Here is a 21,430-nt window from a genome sequence, read left to right as displayed (position 1 = left end):
CATTTTCGGGTATAGTAGTCATCGAGTAGGGTCCTTTCTTGGTGGTCTCAGCAACCCCGAGGATACCCTACTTTTTTATGTTCTGGGAATACTCCAGATCATGGTACACAGACTATTGTACGTCATCTATCCGCGCTCCGGCGCAACCGTTCCTCGCGTATTCGGTCAAACGCCCGAATACGCGAGGAAGCCGCCGTCCACGGGCACGACGATTCCGGTCACGAAGCCGGACATCGTCTCGTCGGCCAGCCACAGCAGCGTGCCGAGCAGGTCCTCCGGCTTGCCGAAACGCCGCATCGGCGTATGCGAAATGATTTTGTTCGAACGTGCTGTTAGGCTGCCGTCTTGATTCATGAGCAGCTTACGATTTTGCTCGGTGACGAAAAATCCGGGTGCGATCGCGTTAACGCGAATGCCCGCTTCTGCAAAATGGACCGCAAGCCATTGCGTAAAGTTCTCGATGGCTGCTTTCCCCGCGCTATATGCAGGAACCTTGGTCATCGGCGACGGCGCGCTCATCGACGATACATTAAGGATCGACGTGCCTTCGCGGCCGATCATTTGCTTCGCAAACGCCTGCGTCGGAATCAACGTGCCGACGAAGTTTAGGTCCAGCACGTTGCGGAAACCAGCTACGCTAAGGTCAAAGAACGAGGTGATGCCCGCAGCCGCGACATCATCTACCGAGAACGTTTCGTTCGTCGTGTTTGCGCTCGGATGGTTGCCGCCTGCGCCGTTGATCAAAATGTCGCAAGGGCCAAGCTGGCTAAGCACAGCTTCGGCAGCCTGCTGGACGCTTCCTTCATCGGTCACGTCGCACGCCACCGCAATAGCCGATCCGCCCGCTTCGCGAATTTCAGCAACGACAGCCTCGCCTTTCTCCAACGTCCGGTTCAAGATGGCGACACTTGCGCCTTGCCGGGCAAGCTCAAGCGCCATAACACGGCAGAGCACGCCTGCTCCCCCTGTAATAACAACGACTTTTCCAGCTATGGCCGGCATCCGGTTCGTGAGCGTCATGAGCCGATCACCGATCCTTTCGCCACTGCTGCTGGATCAGCTGCACTTCTGCGGTAACCATCCCATAAGCCCCACAGGTACATAATGCCGAGCGCACGGTCATACAGGCCATAGCCAGGACGGCATTGCTCATCCCAAATATGGCGGCCATGGTCAGGGCGGCAGAAGCCCTCAAAGCCTTCCTCGGCGTAGGCTTTTACGATGCCCTCGATATCGACGGTGCCATCTTGCGTCCGGTGGGATGTTTCGATGAAATCGCCATTATCGTAGACGCGAACGTTGCGAATATGCGTGAACGGAATGCGGTCAATAAATTCATGGACCATGCTGACGATATCGTTCGATGGATTCGCGCCAAACGAGCCGCTGCAAAGCGTAATGCAATTGTACGGGCTATCATGCAAAGCAAGGTAACGGCGCACGTTCGCTTGGCTCGTAATGATGCGCGGCAAACCGAAGATTGGCCAAGGCGGATCGTCCGGGTGAATCGCCATTTTAATGTCATGCTCCGCGGCTACCGGAATAATCGCATCCAAGAAATATTTTGCGTTATCAAACAACTGCTCCTCGGTCATGCCTTCATAGGCTTCGAATAGCTTCGTCAAGTGGGAGAGGCGTTCAGGCTCCCAGCCGGGCATTGTTAGCGTCGAATTCTCATTAATTTGCTTGACCAGCTCGAGAGGGGCGATGTTGGCAATGCGGCTTTTCTCATAAAATAGCGCCGTCGAGCCATCCGCCATCTCCTTGTGCAAATCCGTCCGCAGCCAGTCGAACACCGGCATGAAGTTGTAGCAGATCACCTTAACGCCAACCTGCGCAAGCTTGGCAATCGTCCGTTTGTAATTCTCGATGTACTGGTCCCGCGAAGGCAGGCCGAGCTTAATGTCCTCATGAATGTTCACGCTTTCAACAACTTTAAGGTGAAGGCCGGCGCGGTCGGCTTGCGCCTTAACCGCATTGATTTTGTCCATCGGCCATTCATCGCCAGCAGGTACGTCATGCAGGGACCAGACGATGCCCTCAACGCCTGGAATTTGCCGAATGTGGTCTAACGTTACGGTGTCATTGCCTTCGCCAAACCAACGAAATACCATTTTCATAAGGATGCTGCCTCCATTAATCGTTTTTAAAATAATTGGGATATTTCGCTCTGAGCAGCGACTGGTCTTCAATGGTCAGATGCATATGGGCGGTCATTAAAGCTGCGGCTTTCTGTTCATCTTGAGCGCGAATAGCCTCGACGATGCCTAGATGCTGCTCGAATAGATGCTCCCATTGCTGGTCTGCGGCAAGGCGCAGCATGCGGCTGCGGTTCAGGTGGGCGTTAATGCCGCCAAGCACCTGCCATGTATTCGTTTTATTGCAGCCTTGGAAAATCGTTCGGTGGAACGCTTCGTCCAGCTCGAACATTAGGCGGTAATCATTCGTTTCAATTGATGCTCGCTGCTGCGCCAAGTTGCGTTCTAGCTCGGTTAGCCGTTCTGCTGGAAAGCTTGCGCAAGCTAGCCGCACAACGGCAACTTCCAGCTGCTCCCGCATGAACCGTGCCTCCTCGACGAGATGAATATCGATGAGGGAAACGTAGGAGCCTCGCTGTGGAAATACCTCCAGCAGGCCATCTTGAGCGAGACGGACGAAGCTTTCCCGAACCGGTGTCCGGCTGACGTTGAATTTGAGCGAAATATCTTTCTCCGAAATAGCGGTCCCCGGTGGCAGCTCCAGCTGCAAAATCAAGGTTCGCAATGAAACGTAGACCGCATCGCGGGTGGATACGGGTTGGATCGGTTTTAACGTGAAGTCCAAATCATCACCTCCAGCACGTATTATGATCGATAAATAAATACTACCACACTTGTATGGTAGTATGGTAGATCGTAATATTATCAGGACAGACCGTATAATTCATGACAATCGCGCACGAGGGCATGATATGAATTAATCGCCAAATCGCATAGAAACTGTCAACAATCCGGCATAGTCGTAAGGATGAAATCCTGTTACTTTGGACATATAGGAGGGGATTAAGATGAGTCGATTATCTATTAGCAGCTGGAGTGTCCATCGATTGATGAAGACAAGCTTATGGACAGCATGGGATGCGGAGAAGGCTACCCAAATGACGCATGTGGAGAGCCGCAGTTCTGGCTTATCTTTGCTCGAACTTCCGAAATCGATTTCAGAAAGAGGCATTCGAATTTTAGAGGTTTGCCATTTTCATTTTGAAGCCGTGGATGATTCTTATATCGGGCAGTTGAAGCAGGCATTCGAGGATTCAGGCGTGGCATTCCATACGTTATTGATTGATTATGGGGACTTATCGTCGCCGGATGCCGTTCAGGCTGCTTCAGATGAAGCTTTTATCCAGGGATGGATCGATATAGCGGCGGAAGCAGGCGCAGCGGCAGTGCGCGTAGTCGCAGGGGAGCAGCAGGCAGGAGATGAGGAGGCAATCGTGCGCAGCGCGGCAGCGCTCAGAAGGCTCTATGCTTATGGGCAAGAGCGCGGCGTCCGCGTAGTGACGGAAAACTTCCGGGAGCTAACGGAAACGGTGGCGAGCTGGCAATCGGTAATGGAGCATGCAGGCAGCGAAATAACGACAATCGTCGATTTCGGGAATATGATGCCCGAGGAGAAGGAGCAGGCGATTCGTTATGGCGCACCTATGGCGTATGCCATCCATGCGAAGCCGGAATATTTCGACGGCGGCGCTATCGATGAGGCAGAGCTGATGCGTAATCTGGCAATTGCTGATGAACTTGGCTGCACAGCGCCGATCTCTGTTATTTTCGATCAAGAGGGTGATGTATGGGAAGGCATCGAACGGATCGCGGCAATCGTGAATAAAGGCAGATAAGGCAAGTCACAGGCCAAAGTAGAGTGAAAATTAAATCGTTTTCATGCGGACAAACCGCAAAAAGGCGCATTCCTCGCGGATGCGCTTTTTTGTTGGATTTAAATGCAGGAAGTTACGCTAACCGAGCAACCTAAGTTTGTCTTCAACCGAGCAATTGTTATCTTCATCCCATACGACAGATATTTCAAAAGTTCCCTTTAATTAGATAATTGAAGACCATATATCTGTATTTTGTTTTAGGCACAACATATTCGTCTATTCCTTTGAAAATTAAATCCTCTGGCCTAGCGATTAGCCCTGTTTCTTCTTTAAGCTCACGCACAGCGCCTTCGGTTAAACTTTCAGGAAAATCGACTTTTCCTCCGGGACCGAGATAGCCTGGAAACCCTAACTTATTAGGACGATTTATTAATAATATTTTGTTATCGTCTTGCACTAAGCACATTGTATATAATCCGCACTCATTTTTAGCTGACATTGTCTTCCTCCAATAAACTTGTCATCAGTGCTCCATGAAGGGTGCTGCAACTATCGGTCCTCGTTTAATGCGTTGGGGAGGGTCATCTCGTATAGAACGAGATCTTCATAAATCTCTGACTTTAAAATATGTTTAGGAAGTGATTCCTTGAATGTCATTCCGATTTTACTCATTACTCTGTAGGACGCTGGATTCTTTGTCATTGCGGCTGCATATATACGATTTAATCCCAGTGTTTCGAATCCAAAATTGATAACTTGCCTGGATGCTTCTGTAGCGAACCCTTGTCCCCAATAGGGATATCCTACCCAATAGGCTAGTTCGGCCTGATTATCTGATTTGGAAACACGCAAACTAACGCATCCAATCAATTGATTATCCGTTTTTCTGACCAATGCGAAAGAAAAAATATCCCCTTTTTCAGCCGCACTTCGCGTACGTTCAATCCATGCCTCTGCAGCCCCGTCGGGATAAGGATGCGGTATGGAAAGAGTCGTTCGTGCAACCTCTTCATGTCCTGCTAGTTTCTGAACTGACTTAGCATCAGTCAACTGAAATAATCGCAAGAACAACCGCTCCGTTTCAAAAACAGACTGTAACACTTCCTCACTCCCCTCAATCCATATACTCAATAAAATACCATGTATTGTAACTGGTTGTGTACTGAAATTTGGATAGTTTATCGTACTGCCTGCCAGTTAGCTTAAGCTAATTGCCCGGTAAAGCGAACAAATGGTGCATCCCCGGGACTTCTGCGGGATGCACCATTTGTTCGCTCGATTAAGATAACGTCTCCCAGCGCGCCCACAGCTCCGGCGGGTTAAGCTCATACTGTTCTTTATCCCGGAACATGAATTGATGCATGATGAATTCCCTGCGAATGGTAGCAAAGTCATCATGGAATTGCTTAATGAAGTCGTTTATCTCTTTCTCGCTGTAGGTACGGCCCTTCTCTAGCCCTTCGACGATATGCTCAAGCGTGATGAGCTTTTTCTTGAGCTGCGAAGGGATTTGCTTCAAGCGCCCGTCTTTGAAGAAGTTGCGGATGACCGACTGCTTTAGCTTCGATTGCTCTGTGTCCATAGGATGCGCCTCTTCTCTTGCGTTCGCTCCGCGATAGATGAACTCGGCGGCAGCGGTTGCATTGCTTTTAATAAAATAATGGTCGAGAGAGAAGTAGATCGTATTCTTTTCTCTCCGTTCATGAATGAGGCTCGCTTCCCTAAGCTTGGCGGCGTGGTGGGTGATCGTAGCCGGCGTGACGCCGAGCTTCTCGGCCAGGTCCAGCCCATGCCGTTCGCCGTCTGCCAGCAGCACGAGCATACGCAGGCGCGTAGCATCGGCAAGCGCTTTGTGATAGCCGACAACTTTATCGAGCTGCATGTTTTTCGCTCCCTTCTTTACATTTAATAAATATCTAATTAGATGATTGTTAAAATGAATGATATACGAAGCCCCGGGCTAAGTCAATGCCGGGGCTTATTGCCGTTACTTGCGCGGGGGCGTTTACTTGATCTGGCCGCTTACGCTCTTAATGACAGCTGCGATGCGGATCTCGCAGCCTTCGATCGTGCGTTGGCGCTTCGCGATATCTTGCTGCACCGTTTCTAGCGTGGCTAGGGAGCGGATCGCCGATTTGGCATCACTTCCGCGCAGCGCATAGGCGAAGTCGCTCCACTCGGATGACTTTTGTTTATTGAGCTGGCTGATCGCGGACCGTTCCGGCGCGATCACCTTTTCCTCCGTATCGATCGCCTTGAGTTGGTCGCGTAACCGTTTCATCGTGTTGCTAGCATTTGTTTTAGCTGTTTTTAGCTCGGCTTCTGCCCCTCGAATATCGGCTTTGGCAACATTAACGCTAATTTCAAGCAGATCCGTTTGCAGCTCCAAAATGGCGATTAGCCCTTTGCTGCCGAGCTTCTTCGCTGCTTTCAATTGCGCAGCGGCGACAGCATATTGCTCGAATAATGGCTGATAGCTAGCTTTGGCGGCTTCGGCGTTGTTCGCTAGCCGCTCGATCTTCGCTTTGTCGATTAACTGGATTCGCTGGCGCAGCGCTTTCTCATTGTCATCATTTTGCTTGCTGGCTGCTTTAATGCGCGTATCACGGTCTGCATTTTGCTGCTGCAGCAGGATGAAGGTGTCGTACAGCTTCTGCAGCTTGGATGAATCGGCGGGGATGGCGGATGCTTTAGTCTTGTCAAACTGCTTCTGCGCTGTTGCAGAGAGTTGTTCGATTGCGGCTTCAGCCAATGGCAGGGCGAGCGGGATAAACAGTAGCAAGAATGCCAGCAATGCAGTTGCTATCGGCACCCTTGCCCGTAGATGATGCTGCCCTACATGCTTCATGTTCATGGAATTATCCTCCTAATGCTAGATTCATTGCGGAAACGGCAAAAAGCACCCTTCAAACTGACCGTGGCCCGGCCAGCTCGAAGGGTGCTTCCCTACGACAAACGTGCGTTTCCGCATATGTGCCTTCAATATACACGTTGGAATGAAAAGATGTCAAATCATGCCATGAAATCCGATGAATCGACGTATATCGGCATTGTTCTTGGCGTACAATGCAATAGTTGTGGAAATAGCTGACAACATGGACGAAAGCAGCTTTTTTATTGGCTGGGACAAGAAGGAAGTCCTAGTCAGGGCGAGGAATATAGTACTCGTTATCTGCTTGCCTGTGATTGAGGCCGTAAACCATTTTATCTATAGGGAGAAGGTTAGCGTGAAGGTAGCCCCGGAAGAGTGGATCATTGAAGCGGACATCAGCATGATGCAATCCGCTATGGAAGCGGGAACGTTAAGCGCGGTTCAGCTAGTACAGCTATATGTGGAACGAATTCGCAAGCATGATGGGCCGATTAACGCCATTCTTGAGCTTAATCCGGATGCGCTTGAAATCGCTTTCTCCCTCGATGAGGAACGGCGCCATTCGGGAAGACGCAGCATGCTGCATGGCATTCCGATTTTATTGAAGGACAATATTGATACATGTGACCGTATGCATACTAGCGCTGGTTCAGTCGCACTAGCAAACTCCATCGCGCCTACGGATGCATTCATCGTGGCACGGCTTCGCGAAGCGGGAGCAGTGCTGTTAGGCAAAGCAAATATGACCGAATGGGCGAATGCCATGTCCGACTCCATGTGGGCGGGCTATAGCTCAAGAGGCGGAATCGTACTTAATCCCTACGGTCCAGGCAACGTATTCGTGGGCGGTTCCAGCTCAGGCTCGGCTGCTGCGGTTGCGGCGAACTTCTGCGCGGCGTCGATTGGGACAGAGACCTCCGGCTCTATCGTTTGCCCTGCAAGCTATAACTTTGCCGTTGGCATTAAGCCGACCGTTGGGCTTGTCAGCCGATCTGGCATCATTCCGTTGTCGAGAAGCCAAGATACGGCGGGGCCTATCGCTAGAACAGTTACGGATGCTGCGATTTTGCTAGGTGCATTAACAGGCGAGGACGAGCGGGATGAGGCGATGATGCATTCTGGCCGGCGCACTTGCGATGATTACACGCCTTTCTTGGACGCTAGTTTTATTCATAAAGCTAGAATTGGCGTTCCCCGTTATTATTGCGGGGAGTTGGATGAGGCAGCGGCAGCTGTATTAGAAGCTGCAATTGCTGTGTTGCGTTCGCTTGGCGCCACGGTTGTTGATTCCGTTGAGCTTCCATGTGCAGGCATCGAGTGGGACCGTAATGTCGTACGCCATGAGTTTAAGAAAGATTTGAACGATTATTTGGCCCGTTTGCATCCTGAAGTGCCTGTGCGTACGATGAAGGAGCTAATTGCATATAACAAGGTCCATGCGGATGTAGCGTTGAAGTATGGCCAAGGCGGCTTGGAACGATGCGAAGAAACGAGCGGTTCGCTGCATGAGCCTGTTTACTTGCGCGCCTTGCAGCATAACCGAATGATGTCCCGCGAGCAAGGAATTGATTATGCGCTTCGGGCATATCAGCTTGACGCGCTGCTGTTCCAAGGGCATCATGGCTCCGAGATTGCGGCGAGGGCAGGTTATCCGCTTGTTACCGTACCTGGCGGTTATGCGAGCAACGGCTCGGTATCAACGGCGGGTTATGTGACAGATGGGCCTTATGGCATTACATTCTCTGGCACTGCGTATAGCGAGCCGACATTAATTAAGCTTGCGTATGCGTTCGAGCAGGCGACGAAGCACCGCTTCCCGCCAGACATTGGCCTGAACGTGGAGGGGGAGCCGGTGGGCGAGCTTGAATCCCTATACGAAATATAGGGTCTAGTGCCAAGTGCGAATTGGCAGGTGGAACATAACAAGGGCGACAAGCCAGCGATCGATGATCGCAGGCTTGTCGCCCTTTATTTATTGCTTAGGCGTTTCGGTGCGGAATGGGCGTAAAAACGCTTTAGGAATATCGCTTTCGAACCGCATAAGCTCACCTGTCGCCGGGTGCAGGAAGGACAAAATTTTGGCGTGCAACCCAAGCCGGCCGATCTCGCGCGAACGCGAACCATACTTTTTGTCGCCTGCGATTGGATGGCCGATATCTTCCATGTGGACGCGTATTTGGTTTTTGCGCCCGGTCTCTAGATGAACTTCAAGCAGGGAGTAATGCTGATTCGTTTGCAGCGTTTTGTAATGGGTCACGGCATGCTGGCCGTCGCCTTCGCGGAAGCTGGAATACATCTTAAGCGTGCTGCTCTCGCGAAGCCAAGATGTAATGGTGCCTTCGGGCTTGCGCACTTTGCCGTCGACGAGTGCGATATAAGCTCGTTCCTTCACAGCTTCTTGCCAATTGTTCTGCAGCTGTTGCTGGGCAGCTTCGCTCTTGGCAAACATCATGACGCCAGATGTATCGCGATCCAAGCGATGGACGACAAAAATCCGGTTGCGCGGATTATGGATGCGGACATGTGCCGTTAACTGGCGGTAAGCCGTCAGTTCGGTCTCTTTGTTTTCCTTATCCGATGAGATCGACAGCAAGCCGGCATCCTTCTGGACAACGATGATATGCTCGTCCTCATGCAAAATAACTAGGCCAATAAGCGGCGGCGCTTCTTCGATCTTCTCTTTGCTCACCGTCACGGTGTAACCAGGCTTAAGCGGGAAGTTATAGGCAGTTGTAGCTTGTCCGTTCACCGATACTTGCCCGCGTGCGAGAATGGATTTAACTGCATTGCGCCCAGTGGATGAGAGAGCAGTTAGCAGGAAGGAGAGGAGCTCGCCCTCTGCATTAACCTCGTAGTTGCGAGGCGGTGTTTTGGCTGGTGCCTTCGGCTCAGGCTTGAAGGATGATCCGCGCTGCGGCTTGGATGCTGTCCTCGGGCGTGAGTTGTGCTTAGGTTGAGACTTAGGCGTTGCTTTCTTGTTCGACATCGACCGATCCTCCTGAATGTGCATGCGAATAAGTATACCACTAACGAGAGTGACATTAAACCGGCTTCCAACTATGAGCAAAAAGGGATATTCCCTTTATCTGATTGCCATGCCGCTGCATTCTGTACAATGGGAAAGGCGGGAGTGGCCTGCCTCGAAGGCTCCCATTGCATTTCATGCAACGGGATACATTCCAGAACAGCCGCGATGTGCCTAAAACCTAGAATGCCGCATTTCCCATTGCACAATATGCAACGACGCCATTCAACTTCCGCATTTGAGTTGATTCTATTGTACGAACTGCAATGAGCAGGCAGCTGCACCTTAAATATGACGTGTATATTGCAGTTCTCAGTCACCACCGCGTTCATGCCCAATGCTATCTGATGCAGCCGCAAAAAAGAGAGGCGTCCCCAAGCCAAGCTGCCATGGCTTGTGGGGCACCCCTCTTTTTTGAAATGAATTTAGTACGTCACTTCGTCCACATATACCGCAGCTTCGCCTGTGCCTGAAGGCGCGACGATTTGGAGCCCGATCGTTTGCGTCGTTGCTAGATCGGCAATGCCGGCCAGCGGCATCGTTACCGTTGCGAATCCGCTGTCGGAAACAGCCGTCAACCCGCTATCATGCCATGTCCAGCCGCTGCCTGTCTTGATGAACAGCTTCACTTGTACGCCAGTTCCGAGGCTAGCGCCTGCTGCTGGCACAATTTTGACCTTGGCAGCGAGGAAGTCAGAACCGCTCAAGTCTGCAGCTCCGATATGCTGCAAATCGAACGTGCCCCCGTTCAGTTCGAACAGCGCCTGCAGCGAATGGGTGTTGTGCGCAGCTTGATCTGCCGTGAAGTTAAGCTGTGATGCATTGGCGGTGTTATAGGCACCATTATTGTCGATATTAATGGACCAGCCTTCAACGGATGACTCAAAATCGTAAACCGTTGCTGCCGGAGCATTCGCAAATTCGAGCAAAACAGCATCGGCATAAAGCGTTGCCGTGCCTGAACCAGTGAATCCATCCAATGTAATGCCGATTTCCCTAACGTCATCCCGATTGGCCACGCCAGCGAGCGGGAGGGACAAAGCTGTAAAGCCGCCAGCGTCCACTTCGCTTTTTCCGCTATCGTACCAGCTCCAGCCGGAGCCTGTTTTGATATAAAACCGGGCTTGGGCCGTTCCTGTGGACAGCTTCACTTTCGCGCTAATCGTATCGATGGCCGAAAGGTCAAGTGCTGCTGTTTTCTTCACATCAAATGAAGTGCCGGCTAGATCAAAGGTGGTTTGCAGCGCGTGCGTGCCTTCAGCCGCAGCCCCAGCGACGGAAGCGGGAGCGGATGCGCTTGCGGTGTTGCCTCCGAGCTCCCAGCCAGCGGCATCCGTCTCAAAATCGTAAAGCGTGCCCGGCTTAGCAGCACTGCTGCCAGAACCGGTGCCGCCGTTCGGTACAGTTCCAGCCGCACTGTCGAATTCGGCGCCAATGTCATCGAACACCATCGAGCTTTGGAGCATCGCACCGCCAACCGAGTTGGTATAGATCGCGAATTGCTCGACATTTTTCAAATTCGCCTTCGTCAGCGCACCCGTCGCGCCATGTACAGGAACAAAATCGTTAAACGGCATGTTGAGAAGGCTTGCCGACGTTCCAGACGCAGAAGGGTAATACTCAAAATATTTGCCATCTGCCTTAAGCTGAATAACCAGCTTCTGGTTTTGCCCATCAGGCTTATACCAGAAGTGGAGCTGATTGAAGGCTGACCAGTCTACGCCTCCTAGGCTCTTCGTGACACCCGCATAGCCAGATCCGGCAAGCGTATAATCATACTTCATGGCGTATGTGCCTGTCCCGGAGATCGAAGGGACGAGCGACACGGCTGTTGCGTCTCCGCCAGCATGGCGAATCGCTAGATTTAAGGAGTCATTGCTGCCGGCGTAATATTCAAAATCGTCAACGAGCGCCGGGTTGAGCGGCGCCTTCACATAGGCGCTGTACAGGTTCACATTGTCGATATAGATGGCTAGGGCACCTTGTGCTTTGGCGAGGCCGCTGCCCACGATGGAGAAGGCCAATCCTGTTGCGCTAGCTGACGCAGAAGCATTATTCAGGTCGATGGAAACGGGATATTTGGCATATTCGACGCCATCGATTGTCTGTTTGTCTAATTCCGATAGCTTGCGAAGGGTTGTCGTCTCGCCGTACTTCGTGTTCCAATCTGGAGGCAGCATGGCGATCGCGCGCAAGCTGGCGTCTGGGTTGCCTGCTGCTGCGCTGGCAGGAATCCATGCATCGAACTTCACGCGATTGACGTCTGCCAACGATACTGAGGATGCGATATCATTGAGTTCCAGCTTCAGCTCTTGCCATGTATCGGTTGCGTTCAAGCCAGCTGCCTCGATTCGCAATGCCCCGTCTCCATTCAGCATACTATGAGAGAGAGTGGTCGAAATACTTGATGGATACGCACCATTGCTTTTGACGTCCAAAATGTCTTGATCGAAGCTTATCGCCTTCATAAGCAGCTCGCTGACACGCACGAATGCCGTTACGCGCTGCTCTGCAACCGTTCCGTCTGCTGCGTAAACCTTGACGGTTACGCCTACATTTCTGCCATTCAGCTTCGCCTCAGGCGACCAGCCTGCGGAGTAATAACCGTCTGCATCCGGGTGCATGATCTCTTCGGCCATCGAGCCGTCTACAAGATAGGTGACCTTTGTTGGCGTCTGGTTCAATACCCGTGCCCGCACGCGTGTTGTCGGCTCGCTGATGGTTGCCATGTTCGCAGGCGAAGCAATATGGAAGAATGGCTGCTCTGCTTCGGCATTGACTGCCTGGCTGTACACACCGCTTAACTCCCCTCGGAACAAGGTGTATGGGTCTTGGTAATAGGAGATAAAGTCTGGCAGCAGCTCGTGGTCGCCAAGCCCTGGCGCATCTTTATAAGGGACGAACAAGTTGCCGTTTAAATTAAAGTTCGCCCACGTTTGCATATAAGCGATACGGCTAGCATCCGGATCTGCCTTTATGGCCTGGAGCAGCTTGGTGAACCAAGCGAGATCGCCGTTGCCCGTTGTTTTCATTCCGCTCGGGCTATAGCCGAATTCGGAGAATGTCGCGATTTTGTGCTTGCGGTCGGCAAGCTTGTTGATCATGGCCAGATCAGCTGCCAAATTGTCGAAGAAAGCTTGCGTGCCTGGTGCGCTCTGGTTGTCGTATTGGTCCATGCCAAGAATATCGACATAATCATCGCCCGGATAGGTCGTTAAGTAGTTCGTCTCGCTGCCTCCAAACGTCCCGTTAGGGGAGTACACATATAGCATATTGTGCACATGTTTCGTATCGCGCAAGTATTCGACCGTGTATCGGAACAGTTCGATATATTGGTCTGTCGGCGTCCACGCCGCTCCCCACCAGAACCAGCTGCCATTTTGCTCATGAAGCGGTCGGTACAAGATAGGGATCGCGTTACCGTGCTCGTCCTTGAGCTGAAGCGCGAAATCAGCAATCATGTCCAAATAATCGTTATACGCGCTGTTCTTGTCTCCGCCGGGCAATATATGCTCGACGACGGAGCCAGCTGTGTCGTTGAAAGAGCCGCCTGTCACAAAGTTAGGCATATGCGCGCTTAACGTAATAATGCCGCCCATCTCATGGGCTTCTTTCGCTTCACGGGTTAGGTTCAACCGGCTTTTCTCCCGGTCATTCAATACGCCAGGCACTTCTTTGCCTTCTAGGCTGAGCGTGTCCCAGCCAAATACGGCAGGGAAATCGCCAACCGCTTTCTTGACATCGGATTGTGGAGCCGAGAGGCTCGGGTCAATCGTGAAGCCTACATCTGTCGCGTGCTGCTGCCCGAACAAGATGCCTTTTCCGCGAATGTCTGCTAGATAGGCGAACAAAGCTTTCGTTTGTGCAGTCGCATTCGCATCTACAAAGTTTTCGCTTCGAACGTTTCCGCTGTTATTCGAGTTTCCGCTTGAACCGCCATTGCTCGCTCCGCCCGTACTGCCGCCAGTAGTGCTGTTCGTGTCATCTTCATTCACGCGCTCGAGTTTTTGGTCCATATAGCGGTATTGCCCCGCCGGGTAGCTCTTGCCATTCATAAGCGCAGAATCGGCTGTAATCATGATTCGGCGAATGTTGCCGGGGCCGGACACCTGAAGGGAACCCGATTGGCCAATCATTAGGCTTTCCAACGTATCGCTGCCTGTGAAGCGAAGCTCTAGTGGCGCATTTGCCGTCATGATGCCGACAGTAGCGCCAGTTTGCCATTCGAAGATGGCGTCCTGGTTGGCTAGCAATCGCCCAATATGTGTCGAGCCCACGGCAACGATATGAACCTTGCCTTCTTTGCGTTCGAGTGCCATGTCGCCAAAGCTGCTGTCTTTGGCCATAATGGAGTGCTCGCCGCCACCTGCAATAAAGGTTTGCCCCTTCACCGCTGTACGTTCCAGCGACACTGCTTGTCCGCCTGCTCCAGGGGTGATGTAGAGATTGCGTCCGATGCTTGCATCGTGAAGCAAGACACCTCCGGCATTTATGATGGCATTGCTGCTAATCGCGCCGCCTTCATAGCTTCCAGCCTTATAAAAGTAAGCCGCCGTCAGCTTATCGATGAGCGCGACGGTTTCAGCACGGGTTAATAAAGCTTGGGGCCGCAACGTTCCATCGCTATATCCGGTCAGTATATTTTGCAGTGCATTGATTGCGCCAACAGCATAAGGGCTGACCGCATTCGAATCTTGGAAAGAAGCTGCGAATGTAGCGTGATCCGCTGCTTGCAATTGATAGGCGCGGGAGAGCAAGGCAGCGGCGTCTTGTCTGGAAATCTCCTGCTCTGCCCGCGCTTCATTATTCGGGAATCCCAGGTAATAGCCGGCTTCACGCGCGTAGGACAGTTGATCGGCATACCAAGCATTTTGCAGCACATCAGAGAAGGATTGGCTTGATCGTTGGGTGAATCCGAATAGGCGATTGATGACGGTGATGAATTCGGCGCGCGTGATGGCGCGGTTCGGTTCGAAAGCTTGATCGGAGTAACCGTTTACAACACCGCGCAGCATCCATGCACGGACGGCCTGCTCTGCCCAATGGCCTGCTAGATCGCTGCTAGCCGCAGTGTCCTTGGCTGATGCTGAGATAGGCGTTGCTGCGCTGTCTAGGGCTTGCCCATAAATTGGCATTGCTGTCGTTAGGGTAGACACGGTAAGAAGGGAAGCGGTGAATAAAGAAGCTAACGGTCCTTTTGTTAGTTTCATTGTTATTGTACCTCCTGTGATGGGATAAGGATGGATAACGGGGTGCAACGCCTATTGAAGGGGTTGGCTAATAAGTTAGCGTAATTCTGAGTTTTGTTAGGTTTGATTCATGTTGAAAGCGCTGTATTATCCATATTACTATTGGTTCTGGATGGAATACAATAGATTTCAGTTATTTTGTTTGATTTTTTATTATTTTTATGATAACAAAGATTTGATTTTGTTATCATAGATGTACAAAAAACAGAGTGGAGTGATTCGGCTTAAGCGTGTGGAAGCACCCGAAATTCAGGGATTGTTCAGTCTTTGGTCAATAGACAATAGAGTTTCCAAATGATAGGATAGATTCGATAGATTAATAGGATACAAATGGAGGAACATTCGACGTGAAAAGACGCACCGCCCAATGGATTTTAACCCCAGTGCTGGCTGCTGCGCTGGCTTTTGCACCGTTTGTTGGCGCGTCGCCAACCGTGCATGCTGCAGCACCGCAAGTCGTATCAACACAAACGCCAATCTCCGTATACGTTGATGGCAAGAAACTTTCGCTTTCACAATCCCCTTACGAAACTGCAGGCACGACTTTTGTGCCGATGAAAGCCATTTTTAATGCACTGCAAGTGACTAATATTGTATGGGAGCAAAGCAGCAAAACGCTTATCGTTCGTAAAGACCGGTTCACGATTACGTTGCAGGTTGGTTCCAAAACGGCCATTGTTAATGGCAAAACGTATAAGCTTGCCGCACCAGTCGAGGTACGCAACGGCACGACGTTCATTCCATTGCGTTTTGTTGGGGAAGCGCTTGGCGCTGACGTGAAATGGAACGCTAAGGAGCGTAAAGTGACGATTACGTCGCTGGAAGCGCAGTATGCTGCACAGCAGAAGCAGTGGGAGCAGGAGCGCGCGAGCCACCTTAAAACAACCGCCCAAATCGTTCAGCAAAACGATATCAAGGTTGTAATGATTACGACTGATTTTGGATTAGGAAGCGGCGTGGTCATCGGGGAAAATGAAATTTTGACTAACTACCATGTAATGGATGGCGCGACGAAAGGAACCGTTCTTACGGCTGACCAGGAGACGTTCGAGGTTGCTGGCGTTGTTGCAAGCAGTGAAAAGAACGATTTGGCCATTATCAAAACGAAAAAACCGCTTTATATCGAGCCCGTAGAATTGAACTGGGACTATGATTTTGAGAAGGGCGACTCCGTTATTGCGATCGGCAGCCCGTTGGGCATTCAAAATACAGCATCAGACGGCATTATTAGTAATATTACATTCGACGGCAGTGTTGAATATATTCAATTTAGCGCCCCAATTGATCACGGCAGCTCAGGCGGCGGCCTCTTCAACCAATACGGCGAGCTGATCGGCATTACATCTGCTGGCTATGATGATACGAACGCGGACCTCAACTTTGCCGTTTCGATCTACCATATTGCAGAACTGCTGGGCGAATACGATGAAAATCCAGACGTGAAGCCTGCGTTTCTTCCTTCTAAGCTGCCAGCTACGCTTAAAGGCGCATCGATGGAAGAGATTAAGGCTGTCATGGATAAGCATTTCTCATCTATCCAGACGACACTCGAAACCGCTGAGTTGAAAGACTGGACTGTGAAGCGCGATGACAAGGGCTGGCTCGTATTCGAAGCGAAGATCGATCCAACCTTCTATCTGGTCTATGGCAACAAAACGTCCGACCAGCTAGGCACTTGGGCGCTTAACACCGGTTATGAACTGAAGCGGATGCTGCCAGGCGAGATGATTCAGATGACGATTAATTTTGAGCAAACCGTTGAATTTGAACCGCGTGGCTACAAACAAGAAGAAGTAACGGCGCTAGGCGATAACAAGTGGCGCGTAGCTTTCCCAGTTATTGAATACCAAGCGAAGACGACACCATTGCTTAAAGTTCGTGTTTCGTAAAAGCAAGGCATAGAAAAACAGCTGTTCTCTTCGGAGAGCAGCTGTTTTTAGTTGCGGGAGCACTGCAACGCTCCTTATGGTCCGCTAACAGATTGGCCAAGTTCTGAGCGATGGCGAACCAGTGCTGGCAATGTGCTCCAATAATAGGCGCTGACGGCGGCCGTGCAGAGCCCGAGAATAAAATGAAGCCAAGAAATAGAGATCCAGTGGGGAAATGCGACCGCTATTAATCCAAGCGCCAAAGAGTAGCCTAGCATCATAACCGGTTCGATTAGCGCATTAGCTCTGCCAATATGCTGGGAAGGGACAAGCTCAGGAATCCAGCTGCCAAGCGCAATATTAATTGGGGTTCTAGTAAAACGCCGAATTAGGAAGGGAGCGACTATGCTTCCGATGAGGAAGCCTGTGCCTAGGCAAACCGTCAATAATGATGAATGGAACACATAATGTTCGGGGCTTAGCTTATATTTCATCGCAAAAATCGGCAGTACGGCAAAAACGCCGTTCACGATGCCGAAAAAGAGGAAGCCAGCGATCAGGGCTAACAGCAGGCGGTTGCTAATGATGTAACGGAGCCCATGGCAGAAATCTTGCAGCAGCAAGGGAAAACGCATATCGGTGAACACTTTCTTAGCAGCATCCATTACGAGCTGTATGCGTTGCTCTTTCCGGTTGTTTGACATTTTGGCCGACATTGCATGACCTCCATATCCAAAATGAACCATGTGTCATTTTTGATATACTGACACACGGTTCATTTTTCAACCCTTAATTATTCAATGCATTTCAACAAGAAGAAAACCCTGCGTTAGCAACGTGGGTTTTCCGGATTGTAGATCAACCCGCGTTTTTTCAAAACGGGGGGTTACTTTTCTGCCCTAAAGGCGTGCTGGAGAGCTAACTGATCGAATAGGGCAGGAAATTGTGCCCTAAAGGCGTGCTGGAGCGCTAACTGATCGAATAGGGCAGGAAATTGTGCCCTAAAGGCGTGCTGAAGCGCTAACTGATCGAATAGGGCAGGAAATTCTGCCCATCAGACAAAAAAGCCTTCGCGACTTTTTCAACAAGAAGAAAACCCTACGCTAGCAACGTGGGTTTTCCATGGCTTTATAAGGGATGTTTGTCGGAGAGCATCTCGCCTATTTGGAGCGGGGACGAAGATGCAAGAGAGAGAGGAACCTATGAAATCCGAGTGCGAAAGCCGAGCAGGTTGAGGAATGATTTCTTGGGTGCGGGGTGGCGTTGGGAACGTGGCGTAAAGAATGGCATTGATTTTGTTGCTGCATTCGCGTTGTCTTGGGCAAACGCTCGAGGCGCAGCCTCAGAAGTGGCGGCAGCTTCGATCACCAAGAAGCTTTCAGTGTCGAAAGGATTCGCTCCTTCACCAGGGTCGAGCCCGTCCTCGGAGGAATCATAGCTGTGATCATCGTTAGGGAAGCCGAGCACCTCCATCGCAAGGGACATTAACGATTCGGGCTGCGATGCGCGAGCGCCTGCCTTCCCATGCAAGATCACAGCTGATGGCATCGCATCTGCGCTATTTGCACCAAGCGGTACCAGCCCCAGAGCAATCGCCGCCTCGTCGCTGGCGGGACCAAGCTGGGCCATGGCAGGATTCGCCTCGTCGCTAACTGCACCCAGTTGCGCCGAGGCAGGCGTTGTCTCGTCGTTGACCGCGCCAAGCTGGACCATGGCAGGATTCGCCTCGCCGCTAACTGCACCCAGTTGCGCCGGGGCAGGCGTTGTCTCGTCGTTGACCGCGCCAAGCTGGGCCATGGCAGGATTCGCCTCGCCGCTAACTGCACCCAGTTGCGCCATGGCAGGCGTTGCATCGTCGCTAACCGGACCAAGCTGCCTCAGAGCATTCGTCGCCTCGTCGTTGACCGCGCTAAGCTGTGCGTGAGCCAACGTCGCATCAGCGCTCGCGGCCGCCTCACTCAATGCAGCGAGCGCTTTCGCCTTCGCAATCGTCTTCGCTGCGCTCGCCTCGAGCTGCGCTCGTGCTGCCTGCACCTCGAGTAAATAATGCTCGAACTCGTCCAAGCGAGCAGCAATCCGTTCATTATGCTGTTGTACTTCTTGTATCATCCCATAAAGCAGCTTCATCGTTAGCTTTGGCGGCAGATCAGCATGCTCTCGTTTGTCTTCTTCACGGCTTGTCCACTCCGGCACTCCTGGTTCCTTTTCCGTTCTCACATGTTCAACCACGGCAAGGCCTCCTTCAGCGTAATTCAGTACGCATCTTCTATGCGCTCCTAGAGCTTGTCCATATCGTATCGCATCCGACACGGATAAGCTGTCGAACATTGCTGTCGGCTTGTTGGAACATTTGCGGCACATTGTGGCAGGATTGCCTAAGGGCTTTAGTTCTACTTCATGCGGGAAAAATGGTACAATAGAGCATAGTATGCATTTTGTGAACAGTAGAGAGGGTATGGCCGTTATGAAAATCGTACTGGCAACGTTGAATGCCAAATATATACACACATCGCTTGCGCTGCGCTGCTTGAAGGCGTTCGCTGAGAAAGACTTCCCGGATATCGACATTGCAGAATATACGATTAAGGACCCTGCGATGAACATCGTGTCGGATTTGTTTGCGCGCCGCCCCGACGTGATCGGCTTCTCCTGCTATATTTGGAACATCGAAGAGACGATCGTTGTCATCGACATGCTCCGCAAAATTATGCCGGAGGTGAAGATTCTTCTCGGCGGACCGGAAGTGAGCTACGATACTGAGTTTTGGATGGAGCGCATTCCACAGGTCGACTTTATCGTCGTCGGTGAGGGAGAAGAGACGTTCCACCATATGCTGCAAGAGCTCGATACGACGCGCAAGTTCCATCTCGTTTTTGGTCTCGCGTATCGTAAAGAGAAGGACGGGCAAAGCCAAATCGTCGTAAATCCAGGCAGGCCGAAGCTCGATCTCGCGACGCTGCCGTCGCCGTATCGATTCGAAGAGGATGTTCCGACACTCGCTAATCGCGTCGTTTATTTTGAGACGAGCCGGGGCTGTCCGTTCAGTTGCCAATTTTGCTTATCCAGCATCGAGGTCGGTGTGCGCTACTTCGACATCAATCGGACAAAAGCGGATATTAACTATTTGATCGACCAGGGCGCGAAGCTGATCAAATTCGTCGACCGGACCTTCAACATTAAGCGCGACTATGCGCTTGAAATGTTCCAGTTCCTGATCGAAAATCATCGCGGCTGTGTCTTCCAATTCGAGATTACAGCCGATATTATGCGCCCTGAGGTGCTGGATTATTTGGCTGAGCATGCGCCGCCAGGCGTGTTCCGGTTTGAGATTGGCGTCCAATCAACGAATGACATTACGAACGAAGCGGTGAAGCGCCGCCAGAACTTTACGAAGCTGACGCGTACGGTTAATAAAGTTCGTGACTCTGGCAAAATCGATCAGCATCTCGACTTGATCGCTGGCCTGCCGCATGAAGACTATGATACGTTCCGCAAGACATTTAATGATGTATTCGCGCTGCGTCCGGAGGAATTGCAATTGGGCTTCCTCAAAATGCTTCGCGGCACCGGCATGCGCCATGATGCGGAGAAGCACGGGTACATCTATATGGATCGCGCACCTTACGAGATTTTGGGCAATGACCTGCTTCCGTTCTCGGATATCGTGCGAATCAAGCGGGTAGAAGATGTGCTCGAAAAGTATTGGAATGCACATCGTTTGGACCACACGCTGCTTTATCTCGTGGAGCAGGTATTCCCATCGCCGTTCGATTTTTTCCAAGCGTTTGGCGATTATTGGGAAGGTCGCGGCTGGCAACGAATCGGTCATCAGTTGGAGGATCTGTTTGCTCGGCTGTGGGCGTTCCTGACCGACCGTGGAGCAGAGGCATCGGAGGGGCGGCTTGATCTTGACGTTACGCTTGGGCTGATGAAGCTGGATTACTTCTTGAATCACAAATATAAGCCGCGTAAAGTATGGTGGGATTTTGTGATGGACAAGTCGGAGTGGAGCAGTTGGATGAAACGGTTGTCGGAGCGGCCTGAGGCGGTATCGGGTGATTTTGCAGTGCTAGGCTTGGCAGACAAAGAGTTGCACAAGCATGCCGTTATTGACCGTGTGCCATTCGACCTTGCGCAATATTTGGCTGATGGGGCAATCGACAAATCAGTGGACTCGCTGCTCGTCATGATTTACGGCGGCGAAGCGGCAGGCAAGCCTTATGCGCTTCGCATTACCGGGCACGAAGCGTTGGAACAGCTAGCTACGACGGAATAGGGCGATCTAGCGCTAATGCCAATAAGGCAATAAAGAAGGTAACCCTAAAGTGCAGGCTTTAGGGTTACCTTCTTCCGTTTTTCAACTTAATTGCCTGTTGGAAACTCTAACGGACCGAGCGGCCCTTATTTGATCATAATCAGCCACATTTTCGTTCTAACGGACCGAGCAGCCGCTATTTGCCCATTATCATCCTCACGAGGCAGTGAAATGGCTAAATAACGGTTGTGGTGTCCGTTACAATTTGTAATGGGCATTTTTGATGGGCATAGCGGCTCTCAGGTCCG

The 21,430-nt window shown here is 51.4% G+C and carries 15 protein-coding genes; 4 read left to right on the top strand and 11 right to left on the bottom strand.

The features are described 5' to 3' along the window. Positions 1-165 precede the first annotated feature (165 nt). From GON22_RS13275 to GON22_RS13265, 3 genes are read right to left on the bottom strand one after another with little or no spacing between them, the layout of a single operon-like run. The gene (locus GON22_RS13275) at positions 166-1,020 is read right to left on the bottom strand and encodes an SDR family oxidoreductase (RefSeq protein WP_160396574.1); all 855 of its coding nucleotides are present in this window, start codon (positions 1,018-1,020) and stop codon (positions 166-168) included. Continuing rightward, a complete protein-coding gene (gene uxuA / locus GON22_RS13270; protein ID WP_160396573.1) occupies positions 1,017-2,120 on the bottom strand; it encodes a mannonate dehydratase in 1,104 nt (367 codons plus the stop codon). The genes GON22_RS13275 and uxuA overlap by 4 nt, the downstream gene beginning before the upstream one ends. Before the next feature lie 16 nt (positions 2,121-2,136). Then, positions 2,137-2,823, bottom strand: coding sequence for a GntR family transcriptional regulator (locus GON22_RS13265; RefSeq protein WP_160396572.1), 687 nt, complete (start codon positions 2,821-2,823; stop codon positions 2,137-2,139). A gap of 223 nt (positions 2,824-3,046) precedes the next feature. Between GON22_RS13265 and GON22_RS13260 the strand changes: the two genes are divergently transcribed. Beyond that, a complete protein-coding gene (locus GON22_RS13260) occupies positions 3,047-3,874 on the top strand; it encodes a sugar phosphate isomerase/epimerase family protein (protein WP_160396571.1) in 828 nt (275 codons plus the stop codon). Positions 3,875-4,058: 184 nt separating this feature from the next. Here the strand turns inward: GON22_RS13260 and GON22_RS13255 are convergent, their stop codons facing one another. From GON22_RS13255 to GON22_RS13240, 4 genes are all read right to left on the bottom strand, one after another. Beyond that, positions 4,059-4,352: an NUDIX domain-containing protein gene (locus GON22_RS13255; protein ID WP_336604306.1), complete on the bottom strand. Its 294-nt coding sequence runs from the start codon at positions 4,350-4,352 to the stop codon at positions 4,059-4,061. Between the two features lie 50 nt (positions 4,353-4,402). Continuing rightward, positions 4,403-4,954 carry a GNAT family N-acetyltransferase gene (locus GON22_RS13250; protein WP_160396570.1) on the bottom strand — a complete coding sequence of 184 codons (552 nt, stop codon included), beginning with the start codon at positions 4,952-4,954 and terminating at the stop codon, positions 4,403-4,405. A gap of 178 nt (positions 4,955-5,132) precedes the next feature. After that, on the bottom strand, positions 5,133-5,735 hold the full coding sequence (locus GON22_RS13245) for a DUF2087 domain-containing protein (RefSeq protein ID WP_160396569.1): 603 nt from the start codon (positions 5,733-5,735) through the stop codon (positions 5,133-5,135). Between the two features lie 123 nt (positions 5,736-5,858). Beyond that, positions 5,859-6,707 (bottom strand): hypothetical protein, encoded by an 849-nt coding sequence (locus GON22_RS13240; protein WP_237179142.1) that lies wholly within the window; start codon positions 6,705-6,707, stop codon positions 5,859-5,861. 373 nt (positions 6,708-7,080) lie between these two features. On the opposite strand from GON22_RS13240, the gene GON22_RS13235 reads away from it, so the two are divergent. After that, positions 7,081-8,610, top strand: coding sequence for an amidase family protein (locus tag GON22_RS13235; RefSeq protein ID WP_336604305.1), 1,530 nt, complete (start codon positions 7,081-7,083; stop codon positions 8,608-8,610). 87 nt (positions 8,611-8,697) lie between these two features. Here the strand turns inward: GON22_RS13235 and GON22_RS13230 are convergent, their stop codons facing one another. Further along, positions 8,698-9,711: an RluA family pseudouridine synthase gene (locus GON22_RS13230; protein WP_160396567.1), complete on the bottom strand. Its 1,014-nt coding sequence runs from the start codon at positions 9,709-9,711 to the stop codon at positions 8,698-8,700. Positions 9,712-10,175: 464 nt separating this feature from the next. Beyond that, positions 10,176-14,960: a glycosyl hydrolase gene (locus GON22_RS13225; protein ID WP_160396566.1), complete on the bottom strand. Its 4,785-nt coding sequence runs from the start codon at positions 14,958-14,960 to the stop codon at positions 10,176-10,178. A gap of 386 nt (positions 14,961-15,346) precedes the next feature. On the opposite strand from GON22_RS13225, the gene GON22_RS13220 reads away from it, so the two are divergent. Further along, positions 15,347-16,888, top strand: coding sequence for a stalk domain-containing protein (locus tag GON22_RS13220; protein WP_160396565.1), 1,542 nt, complete (start codon positions 15,347-15,349; stop codon positions 16,886-16,888). Between the two features lie 74 nt (positions 16,889-16,962). Here GON22_RS13220 and GON22_RS13215 read toward each other — a convergent pair whose 3' ends face one another. Next, complete coding sequence (locus tag GON22_RS13215) at positions 16,963-17,583, bottom strand: hypothetical protein (protein WP_202113221.1); 621 nt, start codon at positions 17,581-17,583, stop codon at positions 16,963-16,965. Positions 17,584-18,067: 484 nt separating this feature from the next. Further along, positions 18,068-19,096: a hypothetical protein gene (locus tag GON22_RS13210; protein WP_160396564.1), complete on the bottom strand. Its 1,029-nt coding sequence runs from the start codon at positions 19,094-19,096 to the stop codon at positions 18,068-18,070. 235 nt (positions 19,097-19,331) lie between these two features. Here GON22_RS13210 and GON22_RS13205 point away from each other — a divergent pair, with 235 nt between their 5' ends. Next, on the top strand, positions 19,332-21,143 hold the full coding sequence (locus GON22_RS13205; protein ID WP_160396563.1) for a B12-binding domain-containing radical SAM protein: 1,812 nt from the start codon (positions 19,332-19,334) through the stop codon (positions 21,141-21,143). Positions 21,144-21,430: the final 287 nt, after the last annotated feature.

The sequence above is a fragment of the Paenibacillus sp. MMS18-CY102 genome, from assembly GCF_009789195.1.
Classification (GTDB): domain Bacteria; phylum Bacillota; class Bacilli; order Paenibacillales; family Paenibacillaceae; genus Paenibacillus_T.
Note: the sequence above shows the minus strand (reverse complement) of the source record. Positions and strands in the feature narration are given on the sequence as shown.